Annotated in this window: 12 protein-coding genes; 2 read left to right on the plus strand and 10 right to left on the minus strand. The window is 62.1% G+C overall.

All coding sequences use genetic code 11. The features are described 5' to 3' along the window. Positions 1 to 50: 50 nt before the first annotated feature. Both GC127_RS13780 and GC127_RS13785 read right to left on the minus strand, forming a co-directional pair. Positions 51 to 1,307: a DUF5996 family protein gene (locus GC127_RS13780; RefSeq protein WP_151978648.1), complete on the minus strand. Its 1,257-nt coding sequence runs from the start codon at positions 1,305 to 1,307 to the stop codon at positions 51 to 53. A gap of 186 nt (positions 1,308 to 1,493) precedes the next feature. Further along, positions 1,494 to 2,957, minus strand: coding sequence for a catalase (locus GC127_RS13785; RefSeq protein WP_151978650.1), 1,464 nt, complete (start codon positions 2,955 to 2,957; stop codon positions 1,494 to 1,496). Positions 2,958 to 4,038: 1,081 nt separating this feature from the next. Between GC127_RS13785 and GC127_RS13790 the strand changes: the two genes are divergently transcribed. Beyond that, on the plus strand, positions 4,039 to 4,950 hold the full coding sequence (locus tag GC127_RS13790; protein ID WP_008279992.1) for a helix-turn-helix domain-containing protein: 912 nt from the start codon (positions 4,039 to 4,041) through the stop codon (positions 4,948 to 4,950). Between the two features lie 256 nt (positions 4,951 to 5,206). Here the strand turns inward: GC127_RS13790 and GC127_RS13795 are convergent, their stop codons facing one another. Next, positions 5,207 to 5,839 carry a LysE family translocator gene (locus GC127_RS13795; RefSeq protein ID WP_151978652.1) on the minus strand — a complete coding sequence of 211 codons (633 nt, stop codon included), beginning with the start codon at positions 5,837 to 5,839 and terminating at the stop codon, positions 5,207 to 5,209. A 530-nt stretch (positions 5,840 to 6,369) separates the two neighbouring features. Further along, a complete protein-coding gene (locus GC127_RS13800; RefSeq protein ID WP_081507983.1) occupies positions 6,370 to 7,023 on the minus strand; it encodes a hydrolase in 654 nt (217 codons plus the stop codon). A 701-nt stretch (positions 7,024 to 7,724) separates the two neighbouring features. On the opposite strand from GC127_RS13800, the gene GC127_RS13805 reads away from it, so the two are divergent. Continuing rightward, positions 7,725 to 8,525 (plus strand): alpha/beta hydrolase, encoded by an 801-nt coding sequence (locus GC127_RS13805; RefSeq protein ID WP_151978654.1) that lies wholly within the window; start codon positions 7,725 to 7,727, stop codon positions 8,523 to 8,525. 633 nt (positions 8,526 to 9,158) lie between these two features. Here GC127_RS13805 and GC127_RS13810 read toward each other — a convergent pair. From GC127_RS13810 to GC127_RS13835, 6 genes are all read right to left on the minus strand, one after another. Continuing rightward, positions 9,159 to 10,067, minus strand: a complete 909-nt coding sequence (locus tag GC127_RS13810; RefSeq protein ID WP_151978656.1) for a ring-cleaving dioxygenase — start codon at positions 10,065 to 10,067, stop codon at positions 9,159 to 9,161. Beyond that, on the minus strand, positions 10,064 to 11,029 hold the full coding sequence (locus GC127_RS13815; RefSeq protein ID WP_151978658.1) for a pirin family protein: 966 nt from the start codon (positions 11,027 to 11,029) through the stop codon (positions 10,064 to 10,066). Before GC127_RS13815 ends, GC127_RS13810 begins: the two co-directional genes overlap by 4 nt. 236 nt (positions 11,030 to 11,265) lie before the next feature. After that, the gene (locus GC127_RS13820; protein ID WP_151978660.1) at positions 11,266 to 12,090 is read right to left on the minus strand and encodes an efflux RND transporter periplasmic adaptor subunit; all 825 of its coding nucleotides are present in this window, start codon (positions 12,088 to 12,090) and stop codon (positions 11,266 to 11,268) included. Continuing rightward, positions 12,087 to 12,329, minus strand: a complete 243-nt coding sequence (locus GC127_RS13825; protein WP_008280001.1) for a XapX domain-containing protein — start codon at positions 12,327 to 12,329, stop codon at positions 12,087 to 12,089. Before GC127_RS13825 ends, GC127_RS13820 begins: the two co-directional genes overlap by 4 nt. Positions 12,330 to 12,340: 11 nt before the next feature. Next, positions 12,341 to 14,341: an amidohydrolase gene (locus GC127_RS13830; RefSeq protein WP_151978662.1), complete on the minus strand. Its 2,001-nt coding sequence runs from the start codon at positions 14,339 to 14,341 to the stop codon at positions 12,341 to 12,343. 142 nt (positions 14,342 to 14,483) lie between these two features. Beyond that, positions 14,484 to 15,179 (minus strand): hydrolase, encoded by a 696-nt coding sequence (locus GC127_RS13835; protein WP_151978664.1) that lies wholly within the window; start codon positions 15,177 to 15,179, stop codon positions 14,484 to 14,486. Between the last annotated feature and the right edge of the window lie 141 nt (positions 15,180 to 15,320).

Consider the following 15,320-nt stretch of genomic DNA (forward strand, 5'->3'; position numbering starts at 1 on the left):
GATCCGTAAATCGCCAAGGGCTTTGAGCCCACAAGGTCGATCCACGACGGTCAGGTCTTTGATGGGGACAACACGTCTTGCCATTCTGGATGGCGACCGATCATTGCCTTCGCGAACGGGCAGAGCGGGATGATGACCACCTGATCCTGCCGCGCGTCCTCGATCGCCTGTTGCAACAGCCTTGCTCCGACCTTGCGACCGCGCAAGGCGTCGGGGATTTCGGTGTGATCAATGATGATCTGGCTTGCGCTGACGCGGCTATAGCTCATCTCGGCCTCGACACCATCAACGACAAGCCGATAGCGCCCCTTCGACGGGCCGTCTTCCCGCTCGACCGTGCCATCCATTGCCAAGACGGCAATTGTCTGTGTGGCATTGGGCGCGCGCACGTGACGCGGACGTCCATGGGCGCATTCCAGAAGGTCGCGGTCCCATCCGCCAAGGTTGGCCGCGGCCTCGTAGGTCGAGACCAAGAACGCCATCAACGTCTCTTCGGGATCTGGCGCGCTCTGTACCGCCTCGTAGGGCAGCATGAATTCTGACAGCCCCGCGTGCCAAAAGGCCGCGTCGGGACGCACCGGCGCGCTTCGGTACCCGGTGGGGGACGGATAGGCGTAGGCATAGAAGGCGGGGTAGTCGATGCCATTGCCGCCCGGCCAGAACCCGGCGGCGGACATTTCGCGGTCATAGGCTTCCTGCGCCGCGTCGTCTGGCAGAAACGGGATCCCGGCGGGATGCAGCGGGGCGCGCCGCGCCGAAAAACGGGTCACGGCGAGATCCAGCGCGCCCCAGAACAGGTGGACCGGGCTGGCCTTGCCGACAAAGGACGTTCGGAACCGGTGGAACACCCTGTCGATTGCCACCAATGCCTGATGGTAGCGCTGCACCGCGTCCCGGTCATAGGGCCGGTCGCGATGATCCTCGCTGAACGGCACGGGGTAGGGCACCTTGTTCGGGGTATCGTTGAAGCTCGGCGTGCCCCCAAGGTCGGTGATCAGCGTCTCGAACTTTGCACGAAATGCCGCGACCGTGGTCGGCCCGAGCGCGAAAGACGCCCGGTGGCCGTTGCCACAGCTTCCCACGACCATATGCTCTCGAAAGTCGAACAGGAGCTCGATGCCCGGACCGTCGGGGATCAGAGAAGATGCCAGCCCCGTCGGCGTGACATAGAATGTCGCGTTCCAGGAATGGTTAAGCCACGGCGTATGCGCGAGCCGGTATTTACCTGCAATCTGCAAAAATAGGTGGAGGGCAGAGCAGGTCTCTCGCCACCCGAGGTAGTCGAGGTGAGGCCACTCGGTGCTCATCGCGTTTCTTCTCCCTTCACCCTGTGTCAGATGGACTCTGGTCATCCGATCCTCTGTCGACTGAAAGGCGGCTCGGCATTCCCGTCGGTAGCGCGTGTCGATAGCGTCTCTGTCGGCTCTGTTGTGAAGGCCTGCTTCGAGGGGGCCCCCGATTTATTCATCTCATTCTTTCCGCGCTGGCTTGGTTCAGAATTGCGGGTCCATCGCATCAAGCGCCGCGCAGACACCCGCGCCGAAATCTGGATGAACCCGGTGGAACAGCCGGATCTGCCGCTCGGTGATGGCGGCAGGAACGCCACACATAGCCGTGGCGATATTGGCGTAGAGCCGGTCTTTCTGCTCTTGGTCGAAAAGCTGGAACAGCGCGCGCGGCTGGATGAAATCGTCGTTGCCGTCGCGATGGTCGAACTGGCCGACCGGACCCTGCAGGTCGATCGTTGGTTCGGCGAAGGACGCATCCTGCTGCGGACCGTCTAGGCTGTTCGGCTCGTAATAGGCGTCCGGATTGGCTGCGGCATCGAAAAAGCGCATCGCCCCGTCCTTGTGATAATGATGCACTGGGCAGCGCGGCCTATTGACCGGCAGCGCCTCGTAGTGGGTGCCCAGCCGGTAGCGATGGGCGTCGGCATAGGCAAAGATCCTGCCCTGCAGCATCCGGTCCGGCGAGTGGCCGATGCCGCGCACGACGTTTGACGGGCTAAAGGCAAGCTGCTCGATCTCGGCAAAATAGTTGTCGGGATTGCGGTCAAGTTCGAGCACGCCGATCTTGATCGGGGGAAACTCCGCATGGGGCCAAATCTTGGTCAGATCGAACGGGTTAAACGCGAACGCCTCGGCTTCGTTCTGTGTCATGATCTGCACCTCTACAGTCCATTGCGGGAACTCCCCCGCCTCGATCGCGCCGAACAGCGCCTCTTGATAGCCTTCGCGGGTTCGCCCCACGACGTCTTGCGCTTCGCTGTTCGTGTAATGGCGATGACCCTGTCGGGTCTTGAAGTGGAACTTGACCCAGACCCGAGTGCCCTCGTTGTTCCAGAGGCTGTAGGTGTGACTGCCATAGCCGTTCATATGCATTGGGCTGACGGGCAGGCCTCGATCCGAGAACAGCATTGTCACCTGGTGCAGGCTCTCGGGTGAGAGTGACCAAAAGTCCCACATGGCGGTGGGCGATCGCAGGTTGGTGCGCGGGTGGCGTTTTTGCGTGTGGATAAAGTCTGGAAACTTGAGCGGATCGCGCACGAAGAAGACCGGCGTGTTGTTTCCGACCAGATCCCAGTTGCCTTCGTTGGTATAAAACTTGAGCGCAAAGCCACGCACATCCCGCTCATGGTCTGCAGCACCCGCTTCCCCGGCCACGGTTGAAAAGCGCGCGATCATTGGCGTCACGGTGCCGGGTTGCAGCACGTCTGCACAGGTCAGATGCGATATGTCGCCTGTGATCCTCAACGTCCCATACGCGCCCCAGCCCTTTGCATGGACAACACGTTCGGGAATTCGCTCGCGGTTCTGATGGGCCAGTTTCTCGATCAGCTGCCAGTCCTGAATCAGAACAGGGCCACGATCCCCGGCGGTGAGGCTGTTCTGATTGTCGGCGACGGGTGCGCCAGCAGTGGTTGTCAGACGTGATGTCGGGGAATCTTGGGTAGTCATGGTCAATCCTGTTCGTTGGAGCCATGCCGTTTTCCGGCTTGCTTTGTCCGCCCACACAAGATCGTGCTGGTTCGCAGAGGTTTGGGCGCAAAGCGTTGCAGTGAGACAGGTCTAGCGCGTGCCGTCCGACCCCACGTTCCTGATCCTGCTACGACGATGCCGCTCTTGCGATTTGATGCGCACGGGCCGGTCACTCGGGTCTGCGTGCGGAAGGTCGCAGTTAGTCCACTGCGTCTACTTGCCGGTATCTGTATCGGGCTTGCTCTGGACGGTTGAGTTTCTGCGAATGGCTTGAATTCCTGCTATCGGTCAGTGGCCGTTACGCCAGAGGGTGTGGTGCCGCGCCGACGTGATCACCCGGCCTTTTCCGACAAATCGACAGCGCATTTCATGGCACGTGTCAGGCCATGGCCCGACCACGCCGCGCCTGGCCACGAAAGCGAAGCAGCCGATGATGGCGGAAACGACGCGCTGACATTGCTGCAATGGCACCGCTCTTGCGGATAGATTTGCCGTCCATAACGAACTGACGCCCGTCAATTGCCCGACCAAAGCACCTGATTTAGTCGCCGCAATCAACTGTGCCTTAAAAGATGTTGCAACAGGACTTGATGGTGGCTTTCGTAAGAAATCCTTGCCCGTTATCGGGATTTTTTCCTGATTTATATATGACTATCAAATACATAATATTTGGCAAGAAGAGCAGATTGAACTCAGGTTTGCGTCGCGATGCCCAAGACGTTTTTCGCTTGATGCAACCTCTTCCTGCTTTTTGGTGGCGCAACAAACTCCTGACCATGGGGAGCACTCAGGGCGAACCGCCGCCGCGTCATCGGTCTTCGTTTGTTGCGATCAACGTCAGATTCGACTAATATTCTCGAGGTCAACGTAGATAGTGAAACATCGGTACCAACGCTGCCGAACAGACATGTTTGTTTTGAAGTTCGGCTTGTCTCCCTGATGGGAGATGCAACGATGACACTGCCTGCATATTCGTCCTCCCCATCGCGAAGGTCGACAGGCGTCTTAATCAACGGGCGCGAAAACCCTTTGGCGCGCGTGTGGCTCTAGAGGGACGACAATGACCTTTCATGCGCATTCTTCATTCGCCCAGTGGCACAGCGAGGGCCAACATGCGTCCTATGTGCGGGCCAGAAAATCATCCGGTGGGGTCTTGGATCTTCTGGAAGTGGCGCGCCCGGCCGGAGACATGTCTCGCCCGGCCTTGCCGGACATCGTCCTAATGGAGGACATGCTTGGCTGTAGTCGTGTCAGGGGAAACTTGGGAGGAGGCCGCTTTGATGTGAGAACCGGTAAAGGCACTCTCGCCTTGGCCGCGCCTGACTTTGCTACCACAGTGATCAATGACGAAAGCCATCGGCTGCGTAGCTTGGTGTTTCCCTTGGCGCAGTGGCAGGACGTGCTCGACGAGGCCGCCGACGGTCGGTTCTCGTTAGACACCTCCTTCACCTACGGCCTAGTGTTGGACTCGCCGTCCATCCGGTCGGCGCTGCGGAACCTTTGGGCACTCTGCGAGGATGAAGGGGCACCGTCGCGGCTGCTTGCGCGGGCCGCAGGCTGTGAGATCCTCGCCGAACTCTGCCGCTTGGGCGGAACGCCGTTTGCTCCGGCAAGGGGCGGCCTTGCGCCGTGGGCAGAACGTCGTTGCCTCGAGCTGATGCATGAGCGGTTCTCGGAAGACATCAGTCTGGATAATCTGGCGGCCGAGGCGCGGCTCTCACCCTACCATTTCGCCCGCATGTTCAAACAGAGCGTCGGGGTGCCGCCACGGGTCTACATGACGCGCCTGAGAGTGGAGAAGGCGTGCGAACTGCTCGAACACACGGACCTGCCGGTCACGCAGATCGCGCTTGAGGTTGGCTATTCGTCCAACCAGGTCCTCGCCAGAGTTTTCGTCAAGCTAATGCGCGTGAGCCCGTCCGATTATCGCAGGGCCGTTCGTGACCCGGTGCGCTCCTACACGCTGCGGTGATGCTTGCCGGTGTAAGCCGGGACGTATGTCCCAGACCCAACGAAAAGGGACGTTCACGCATGTTCCGTTCAGGGTTGATGCGTGTCTTGCCCAGGGTCGAACATCATCAGGCCGGCGGTGCCAAGAGTTTTGGCATCTTGCTCAGTAGAACCTCCCAGTGTTCCGCCAGCTTCCCGTCCTCGACGCGGAAGATGTCGACGCCTATCTGAGGCGCTTCGGCCCAGTCGCGGGTCAGCCCGTGCATTGCGACGTGGTCTTATGTGGCGGTCAGCGCAGACCAGATCATCATCGCCCCGAAGGCGAGGAAGATGATGCCGGTCAGCATGCGTCCACGCTTTGCATGTTCGGGCTTGCTCAGGAGCCGCACCGCCTGTCGCGCTCCGATCGCGTAGCCCCCGAGAATGACGAATTTCACGACCACGAATGTTGAAACCAAAAGGGCCAAGACAGCCGTTCCGCTGCCAGCCGGAAGAAACTGGGGAAACAACGCGGCGAAGAAGAGTACGGCCTTGGGATTGCTGATGCCAACGCCGAAGGAGTTGATCCAAAGCGCCAATCCACTTTGTTCGTGGATGGTCTTTTGTGCCGACGGATGTGGTTGCGGGGGCGCGGCGCGTAGAAAGGTCAAACCGAGCCAGATGATGTAAAAAGCTCCGGCAAGGCGCAGTGTGAGAAAGGCGGCAGGATAGGTTTGGAGCAGCGCCCCCAATCCGACGACGGACAGCGTGGCCAGCAGCGCGATTGCGACTAGATCGCCGCTGAGCGCGCCCAGTGCGCGCCGCCAGCCGTGGGCGACGGCGTTGTTCACGATGAACAACGTAGAGGGGCCAGGCGTCGCGGTCTGGACGGCGCTGACAATGACGAATGTAAGGTAGGCAGAAAGGTCCATATCACTCACCGAGCAAAGGGTTGATGTAGGATTGGGCGCAGTAGGCTCAGCGCCTTCGGGTTCAAAGATGGTGCGGACAGGCAGGCCCGCGCGGTCAATCGCTGGATATCTGCAGGGTTTTGCACAATGCCTGGCATGCAAGGGCCTGTGCCGGTCGAAACGGGGGGCACCGAACAAGTGCCCGGTTGGTAAAGGAACGAATGCACGGTTGGAATGCGCCCGTGCTCCGTATTGGCGACATCGGTGCCGGTCAGGCGCCGTGACATGGCGCAGGACGCCGGGCGCATGGCAGCTTAGGGCGACCGGCTTGTTTGCCCCGAGACAGCTTTCGATCAGCGCACGCGCGTTCGCCTGTTTGGCCGTGTTCGTAACGAGCCTGTTGGCCTCTCTATCCGCCTTGAACCGCCGCGTCTGGCCGGTCTGGACGTTGGGCGGCTGCCCGCCCTATTGAGAGGCCAAGGCGATCTCGGCACCTGTGTCCTTGAACGCGTAAGAGGGAGCGGCCAGGCGCTTCGTCATCCCCGCCGAGGTTAGGCGGCGACGCTTGGAACCTCTGTGTTGAGCAGCTGCTGTTCCCACAGATAGGCGATGGCGCTGCCGCCAAGATGGTCCCTTAGGGCGTCGTTAAGAGCGATTGCAGTCTCGGCCCGGGCCCAGTCGCGCTGCCATTCCGATGCCAGTGCCAGCCAAGTCATCATGTTGATGCCGCCCGCGATCATCCGCTGAATAGCGACCTCATGAGCCTCGACCGACGTGCCACCAGACGCGTCGGTGATGACGGTCACGTCCCAGCCTTCGCCCGCCGCTTGGAGTGCGGGCATTGCCACGCAGATCTCTGTCCAGAGACCGGCGATAACCAACTGCTTGCGGCCGGTCGCCTTGACCGCTTCCACGACCTTCGGATCTTCCCAGGTGTTGATTGTCGTGCGGTCGATCACCTCTTGGTTGGGGAACACTTCGCTGACATGGGGGAAGAGGTCGCCACCCCGGGCGGCGATGACGGTTGTCAGGATTGTGGGCACGCCGAATACCTTTGCGCATTTGGCCAGTGCGGTGGTGTTGTTCACCACCATGTGCGGGTCGTGGCTATTCAGGTTTGCGAGTTGATAGGGCTGATGGTCGATCAGAACGAGGACCGAATCCTCGGGTCGAAGAAGCGAGTCGAGGCCGTTGCGGAAGGTCATGATGTCATCCTTTGCGTATGAGAAAGAGGTGAGTCCTGATGACAAAAACTAGAGAAGATGCCTGAGGAGTGCGGCGCGGGAACTGCCGTGAGAGTGCCGATCTTGCTGTGATGTCGCTTTTGCCAAGCGCGCTTGCCTTGCTGAACGCAAACTGCAAAAGGCTTGTGCACCGCAACTTTGTGGTTGGTCGGGATGCCGGACAATGCCGAGATCTGTCGGCTGTCGGGGGGCCGAACGGGTCCGTCAGAACCGGCCACCGTTGATCCGGATGAAGATTGGATGACCTCGCACGCGTCTCATAGCGGTCGTCCGGCGTGGCCTGCTCTGAGGGCGAGACCATAGTCGCGGTGGCCAGATGCGTCCGCAGAAGGGCGCTCGACCGAAACAGCCCCAGTCTCGCGGCTCTGTTTCTCAGGCACAAATCAGAAAGGCAGCAAGATCGGCACCTTCGCGACAGCTTCGGCGCTGCAGGGCATAAGGGCGCTCGCTAGAATGTACCCATTGCCGTTCCGCGAGCCACGAACTCCTGCGCCATCTTCAACTCGATGTGATTTCGCTGGTCGTTGGTCTTGTGATCGGCGTGACCAGTGGCGCTTTGTTGGTCCCTTCAACGCGCCTGCGCTTGATGACTGTCCGTTCACGCTTCACGGCGCGACGACCAGCGGCAGCATTGTGTTCCAACTCACAAAGGAGATACGACCGTGCCCAATACCTTGAAAACCCTGACCGCCGCAGCCTTGGCCGGCAGTGTCGCCTTCGGCGTCAATGCCGACCCCGTCCCTAACATCGTCCTTGTCCACGGTGCATTCGCCGACGGATCCGGGTGGCGCGGGGTCTATGATGAGCTGACCGCGCGTGGCTATGATGTGAGCATCGTGCAAAACCCGCTGACCTCTTTCGCCGACGATGTCTCGGCAACCCAGCGTGTGCTGAACAGGCAGGACGGCGCGGTCATTCTCGTGGGCCACTCCTATGGCGGCAGCGTGATCACCGAGGCCGGCACCGATCCGAAGGTTGTCGGCCTCGTCTATGTCGCCGCATTCGCGCCCGAGGTTGGCCAATCCACGCTTGATCAGTACTCCGAGATCCCGCCGCCCCCGAACTTTGTGCCCGAAGAGCAGCCGGACGGCTTTGCCTACCTGAATGCCGACCACTTCCATGCCGGTTTTGCAGGTGACACCGATGAGGCCGAGGCGGCGTTTCTGCGTGATGCTCAAGTGCCAATCGCGATGGCCGCACTTGCAGCGCCGGTGACTGTCGCTGCCTGGAAGACCAAGCCAAGCTGGTTTGTCGTCGCCACCGAGGACGGTGCCATCGCGCCAGATCTCCTTCGCAGCACTGCCCGTCGGATCGGCGCCGAGACGACTGAGGTGCGCGGCAGCCATGTCGTGTTCCTGACGCAGCCGAAGGCGGTTGCCGACGTGATCGATGCGGCAGCCAAGGGGGCGGCTGAGGCCGTCCAAGGCACGGATGCCGGGGCCACCGCTGCTTCGACGGAGTGAGATGGAAAGACGCTATGCGTCTCAATGCGCGACCTCGGTTCGGGGTGCAAAGATCATGCGCTTCCCAATGAGAAAATCTGAGTTTGGGATGCTCGAAGTTAAAAGGGTGGCGCGATAGGTTGACGAATAATCTCAAATGGCGGACGCGAAAGAAGAGCTATGTCTGGGCCGGGTCAGATAGCAGCCTGCGCAGAGTGGACATATCGTGCGTTGTGGTCGCGTGTCAGGCACCGGGGTGTATCGCCATTCGACAATCAGCTTGCGAGCCTGCATGGACCGTTTCGCCCTCTCGCACGCGGGCAAGCGGGACATGCAGGTCGCGGGTGTGGCAGCCAAAGTAGCTAGGCAATTCGGCCAGATCGGCCGCGTAGTCAAAGTGTTTCGGGGTATGACCGTTGAGGCCACCAAAGGGGCGCCCGTCGCATCACCAGTGCCGACAAGGCCGCCAGACAGGCCACCCACGGCCTTCAGGTGCCGCCCGCCCGCCCAGGGTGCGAACAATGCAGCACTGGCCGGAACAAGGGCCGCGCCGCAGTCGAAGGTCTCATTGGTCTCAGCCCCCGGCTGTGCAGGAGCACGAGGGCTAGCTAGGCCCGCGCCGGTGGATGCGGCCAGCACTGTGCGGATCGTCCGTCATATATGCCCGGACAGTGGCGGGAGAATGCGCTCGATGCGCGCGCGGTCCGGTTCGTAACGCGTGGGGAGCATCAGGGTGCGGCCCAGTGCCTCCTCCGGCTCGTCGATGGCAAAACCCGGCGGGTCCGTGGCGATCTCAAAGAGCACGCCGCCCGGTTCGCGAAAGTAGATCGCCGTGAAGTACTGGCGGTCGATGATCGGCGTCACGTCGAGCCTCGCGGCACGCAAGCGTTCCTGCCAGTTGCGCTGCTCTTCGGTGTCGCGGGCGCGGAAGGCGACGTGGTGGATGGTGCCCGCGCCCTGTCGGGCGGTTGTTGTGGCATCGTCGCGCACGACATCAATGACGCTGCCGATTTCTCCGCCCGGCGCGCGCAGACGCAGGCGCGACAGGCCGAGGCCGGTCTCCTCGCCAAGCTCTTCGTAGCCCATGATCCCGGTCAGGAGCCGCGCGGTCGGCTCTGGATCGGCAAGGCGTAGCGTGACCGAATGGAAGCCGCCGGTCGCCATGTCGGCGGTCTCGGCGATTTCGATGGACAGCCGGTCGGGGTCGGCGAGCGTGATCACCCTGGCACCAAACCGCTCCTTTGGTCCGTCAAAGTTGACATCGTCCTGCGCCAAAAGGTCCACCCATGCGTCAAGGCCCGCTGCATCAGAGGCGTAGGCCACGGCAGAGGCCATGCCGTTACCCGCCTGTCCGGGTCCGGAACCGATGAAGGGAAAGAAGGTCATGATCGTCCCCGGCGTTCCGGCGCGGTCCCCGTAGTAAAGATGATACGTGCCGGGATCGTCAAAGTTGACCGTCTTCTTCACCAACCGCTGGCCAAGCGTGCCGGTATAGAAATCGAGATTGGTCTGCGGGGCAGAGCAGATGGCGGTGACGTGGTGCAGCCCCGGGATGGCGGTCATGCCTGGTGATCCTCACGGCCCGTGGCGCGTTGCTGGGGACTGTTCGTCTCGGGCAGCGGGATGAATTCCGCCTCGTCGCCGGGCACAGTGTCGAAGCGGCCGCGCCGCCATTCCTCCTTAGCCTGCTCAATGCGTTCGGGGCGCGAAGAGACGAAGTTCCACCAGATGTAACGCGGGCCCTCCATTGGCTCGCCGCCAAAAAGCATCAAGCGAGCGTCGCGCTCGGCCGTGATCACCGCCTCGGCGCGCGGAGCGAGGATCAGCAAGGTCCCGGGCTCGTGAGTTTTTCCATCGACAGCGATCGGGCCGGTCAGGATGTAGAGTGCGCGCTCGTCTTGCGTGGCCTCCACGCGATAGGTCCCGCCCGCCGCCAGCGCGATGTCGGCATAGAGCGTCTCAGAAGCCGTCGCGAGTGGCGAGCGCACGCCGTGGAGCGCGCCCGCAATCAGGCGGAGAGTCAGCGCGCCGTCCTCGATGGTCGGCAGGTCCGGCTCACCATGATGGATGAAGGCCGGATCGGATTCTTCTGCCGCAGCCGGTAGCGCCATCCAGGTCTGCAACCCAAATAGCCGCTGCCCGGTGCGCTTGAGCTCGGGCGCGGTCCGCTCGGAGTGGACGATCCCGCGGCCCGCGCGCATCCAGTTCACGGCACCGGGACGGATCGCCTGTTCGGTTCCGAGACTGTCACGGTGCAGGATCTCCCCCTCCAAGAGATAGGTTACAGTTGCGAGGTTGATGTGCGGATGCGGCCGTACATCAATGCCCTGATCGGTTAGGAACTCGGCTGGTCCCATCTGGTCGAAGAAGATGAAGGGCCCGACCATCTGACGCGCGGTCGAGGGTAGGGCCCTGCGCACAGTCATCTCGCCGAGATCGACAGCGCGCGGAACGATGACTGTCTCAATGGCATCGACGCTTTCGGCGTCACCGAGGGTTGGGTCGGGGCAAGGGCTCCAGCTCATGTTTTGGTCTCCTGTTTAGGTGTCTTCGGGCTGGCGACCGGCTGTGGTCACCAGAGAGTATATCTTGGGCGCGGCGCTTGATGCAAAAGTTCCAGGCCCAAGCCTGCGCGCGCCGAAATCGTGCATCCAGCTTCCGAGAGTAGAAACGGCCGTCGCAAGCCCAAGGATCGCCAAAGCCCTGCACCCCTGAGGGGCGAAGGCCAAGGACACTGGCATCGAAACTGCGGCGGTCTCGCTCATTGCGCTACCTCGGTCTGGCCGATCTCCGAGAGGACCATTACGGCCATGCCGGGCCGCAGCAGCGCATCGGGGTTTGGAAACCGCGCCCACACGGTTACGGTGCCAGTCTCTGCGTCGACCTCGGGGCTTGCTGCATGGGGGCTCGCCTCTCCGGGATAGATCCTGTCGCCGGGGAGCCGCAATTTTACTCGGACGCTTTCAAGCAGCTCGGCAACCGTCCTGGACCCGGTCGCTTCGAGGGAGGCGAGCCGTTCAGCATAGGGTGCTTGGTAGGCGACGACCGCCGGGTCAAGCGTGATGATCGTAGCCAGTGGCGGGGCAACCTCCGCCTCGAGGAAGGTGCCGACGGCAACGGCTGGCGGCGAGATGAGGCCAGTGATCGGGGCGCGTATGATCGCACGTTCGAGATCGAGCGCGGCCCGCCGCCGCTCGGCCTCTGCCAGCGCAACCGCGGCCTCGGCCATCGCCCTTTCGGTGCGGGCGGGACCCACAGTCGCATCCGCAGCAACCCCGCGGTCAAGCATCTCTTCCTGACGGGCGGTTCGCCGGGCCGCCCCGTCGAGGCGTGCCTGCGCCTCGGCAAGCCGCGCCTCGGTCATCTCCAGTGCGAGTGCCACATCGGTCGGATCAAGACGGATCAGCGGCTGACCCGCTTTGACGTGATCACCACCCTCGAAGAGGATTTCAGCTACGACGCCGTTCAGGCGGCTGGACAGGACCGCACGGTCGGAGGCTTCGATCCGTCCTTCAAAGACAAGTTGTTCGGCGACGGCCATATGCGCGGTCGTCACTGCGAACAGAAGTGCAAGACAGCGCGTCATCCCTCCGTCTCCTGACGCTCGGACGTTGCGAAATGTTTCGCGTGCAGGCAATGGGCGGTGGCCCCTGCGGCTGTCGTCCGGTCCCTAAGCCATGAAACCGCCGTCTCGCCCAGCAGCATTCCGAGCAGGCCAAGCAGCGCGATGATTGGCGGCGCGGGCGAGCGTGTGCCAAAAAGTGCGTAGAGCCCCCCGACGGCGAGCCCGAACGCAAACGACACAGCATAGGGTTTCCAATCCATCCTGCCTCCCTTCACACCGCAAAACACGAACAGCCGAGCGCGCCCCAGAAGGACTTTACGTCTTTCACGGGAATGGGGTTCGTCCAGGCAATTCCGTGGTCATGGCCGTGCAGCGAGCAGGCGCTGGCGCAGCCATCGTGGCATGCGCGGTCAATACGCGTCTCGGTGGCACCGGTCGCCTGCCGTGCGCCCGGACTTGGGACCGCGCCGACTGGGCTCCAGCCCGGCGAGGCGGGCGGCAGCGGCGGTGCAAGATCGGAAAACGGGCCCTCGCCATGCACGATACGGCCGCCGACCATGGTCAGGACGGCGTTTATCTGCCGGATCTCGTCAGGCGGCACGCTCAGGTAATCTGCCGAGAGCACGACGAGATCGGCATACATGCCGGGCGCCAGCGTGCCTTTTTCATTCGCCTCGCCCGAGAACCATGCCGACCCATGCGTCCAGAGCCGAAGCGCCTCCTCGCGCGTTAGCAGGTTGTCCTCGCTGTAAAGCGGCATGCCGCCCAGCGTCTTGCCAGTGGTCATCCAGTAGAGGCTGACCCACGGGTCGTAAGAAGCCACGCGTGTTGCATCGGTGCCAGCACCGACCGGGGTGCCCATGTCGATCATCCGCCGGATTGGCGGTGTCGCCTGCGCCGCCTCCGCGCCGTAGCGGTCTACAAAATACTCCCCCTGGAACGCCATTCGATGCTGCGTGGCGATGCCGCCGCCAAGCGCCGTGATCCGCTCGATGTTGCGCGGCGTAATCGTCTCTGCGTGGTCGATGATGAACCGCGTCTCGAAGGGCTGGCGCTGGTTCACACGCTCGAAGACGGTTAGGAACCGGTCGATCGTTTCGTCATAGGTCGCATGGATGCGGAACGGCCATTTGTTCACCGCCAGCAGCTCGACGATCGGCTCCAGTTCGCTTTCCATTGTGGGGACGAGATCGGGACGGGGTTCGAGGAAGTTTTCGAAATCCGCTGCCGACCAAGTCAGGTTCTCACCCGCTCCGTTCATCCGTAGCATGTTCGATCCAGCACCGGGTTCGGTCATTGCTACCCAGTTCTCATAGTCCGAAAGCTCTGCACCCGCAGTTTGTGCAAAAAGATTGAACGCGATTCGAACCGTTAGTTGATCCGCGTCGTGCAGCTGCTGGATGACGGCGTAGTCATCCGGATAATTCTGGCCGCCGCCACCGGCGTCGATCACCGATGTGATACCGAGGCGGTTCATCTCGCGCATGTAATGGCGGGTAGAGTTGATCTGCTCCTCGAGGGGCAGCTTTGGCCCCATCGCGAGGGTGGAATAGAGGATGAGCGCCGAGGGCTTGGCGATTAGAAGGCCCGTGGGGTTGCCTTGGGCGTCCCGCTGGATCTCGCCACCCGGCGGATTCGGCGTCTCCTTCCCGAAACCCAGCACCGCGATGGCCGCCCGGTTGATCAACGCCTGACCGTAGAGGTGCAGGATAAAAACGGGCGTGTCGGGCGCGGCGGTGTTGATCTCGTCAAGCGTCGGCATGCGCCGTTCGGCGAACTGGAATTCGGACCAGCCGCCGACGACGCGGACCCATTGCGGGGCAGGGGTGCGGTCCGCCTGTTCCTTCAGCATCCGCAGCGCGTCAACGAGCGAGGGAACGTTCTCCCACCTGAGTTCCATATTGTAGTTGAGCCCGCCACGGATCAGATGTGTGTGGCTGTCGTTGAGGCCGGGAATCACGCGACGGCCGCCCGCGTCGATCACATGCGTGTCCGAGTCTGCCAGCCACATGATCTCGTTCTCTCTTCCCGTTGCCAAGATGAGACCATCCCGGATCGCGACGGCGTCGACGTCTGGCGTCGCGGGATCAAGCGTCGTCACACGCGCGTTTCTGATGATCGTGTCGGCCATGCCGTCCTCCGTGTTGGATTGTGCCTGCGCAGTGTCGGGTGCAAAAAACCCAAGCGCGCCAAGCGCGGCACCTGATTTCGTGACCCACCGGCGGGTGACCGGCGCGGCGGTTTTGATCGGGTGTTGTCGCGTCTCGTGCATGTCAAACGTCCCAGCCGCACTCTTCACCCCAGCCTGAAAGTAAGGGCGGGCCTGCGGGGCGATGCAGGCCCGCTCGATGCGTCGGCAGGGAATGGGGCGGCTGCGGGGCAGAGCAGCCGCCGGACCCGGCGCATCGAGATCGTTATTCGGCGGCGGCGGCCGATCCGGCGGCTACGGGTGCCAGACGCTCTCCATGCTCGACCCGCTCAGGCGCCTTGTGAACCATGGTGTAGGCGTAATCGACGCCCATGCCATAAGCGCCAGAATGCTCCCGCACGAGGCTCATGACGGCATCATAGGTCTTACGGTGCGCCCAATCGCGCTGCCATTCCAGCATCACCTGCTGCCAGGTCACCGGCACAACCCCGGCCTGGATCATGCGCTGCATAGAGTAGTCATGCGCCTCCCGCGAGGTCCCGCCGGAGGCGTCAGCGACCATGAATATCTCGTAGCCACCCTCGGCCATTGCGCTGAAGGCGAAAGAGTTGTTGCAGACTTCGGTCCAGAGCCCAGAGACAATGACCTTCTTCTGGCCTTTCTTGGCGAGCGCATTGCGCACCTTCTGGTCGTCCCAGGAGTTCATAGAGGTGCGCTCGAGCAGCGGATGATCGGGGAAGACTTCCAGCAGTTCCGGATACGTGTGACCAGAGAAGCTTTCGGTCTCGACCGTGGTGATCGTGGTCGGGATGTCGAACACCTTGGCCGCCTTGGCGAGGGCCACAACATTGTTTTTCAGAACCTGCCGGTCGATCGACTGAACGCCAAAGGCCATTTGTGGCTGGTGGTCGATAAAGATGATCTGGCAATTGTCCGGGGTTAGTAGTTCAGGCTTGGTCATGTGCTCTCTCCTTGGGTGATTTCATGTGTTCTTGGGTGTTTTCGCTTGCCTCAAGGTGCCGCGATTGATCGGGCATCAACCCGGAATGCGCGCCATCACCGTGATCTCGACATCAAAACCGGCGAGCCAGCAGACGCCGAC

It is taken from the genome of Roseovarius sp. EC-HK134 (assembly GCF_902498815.1).
In the GTDB taxonomy this organism is placed as follows: domain Bacteria; phylum Pseudomonadota; class Alphaproteobacteria; order Rhodobacterales; family Rhodobacteraceae; genus Roseovarius; species Roseovarius mucosus_A.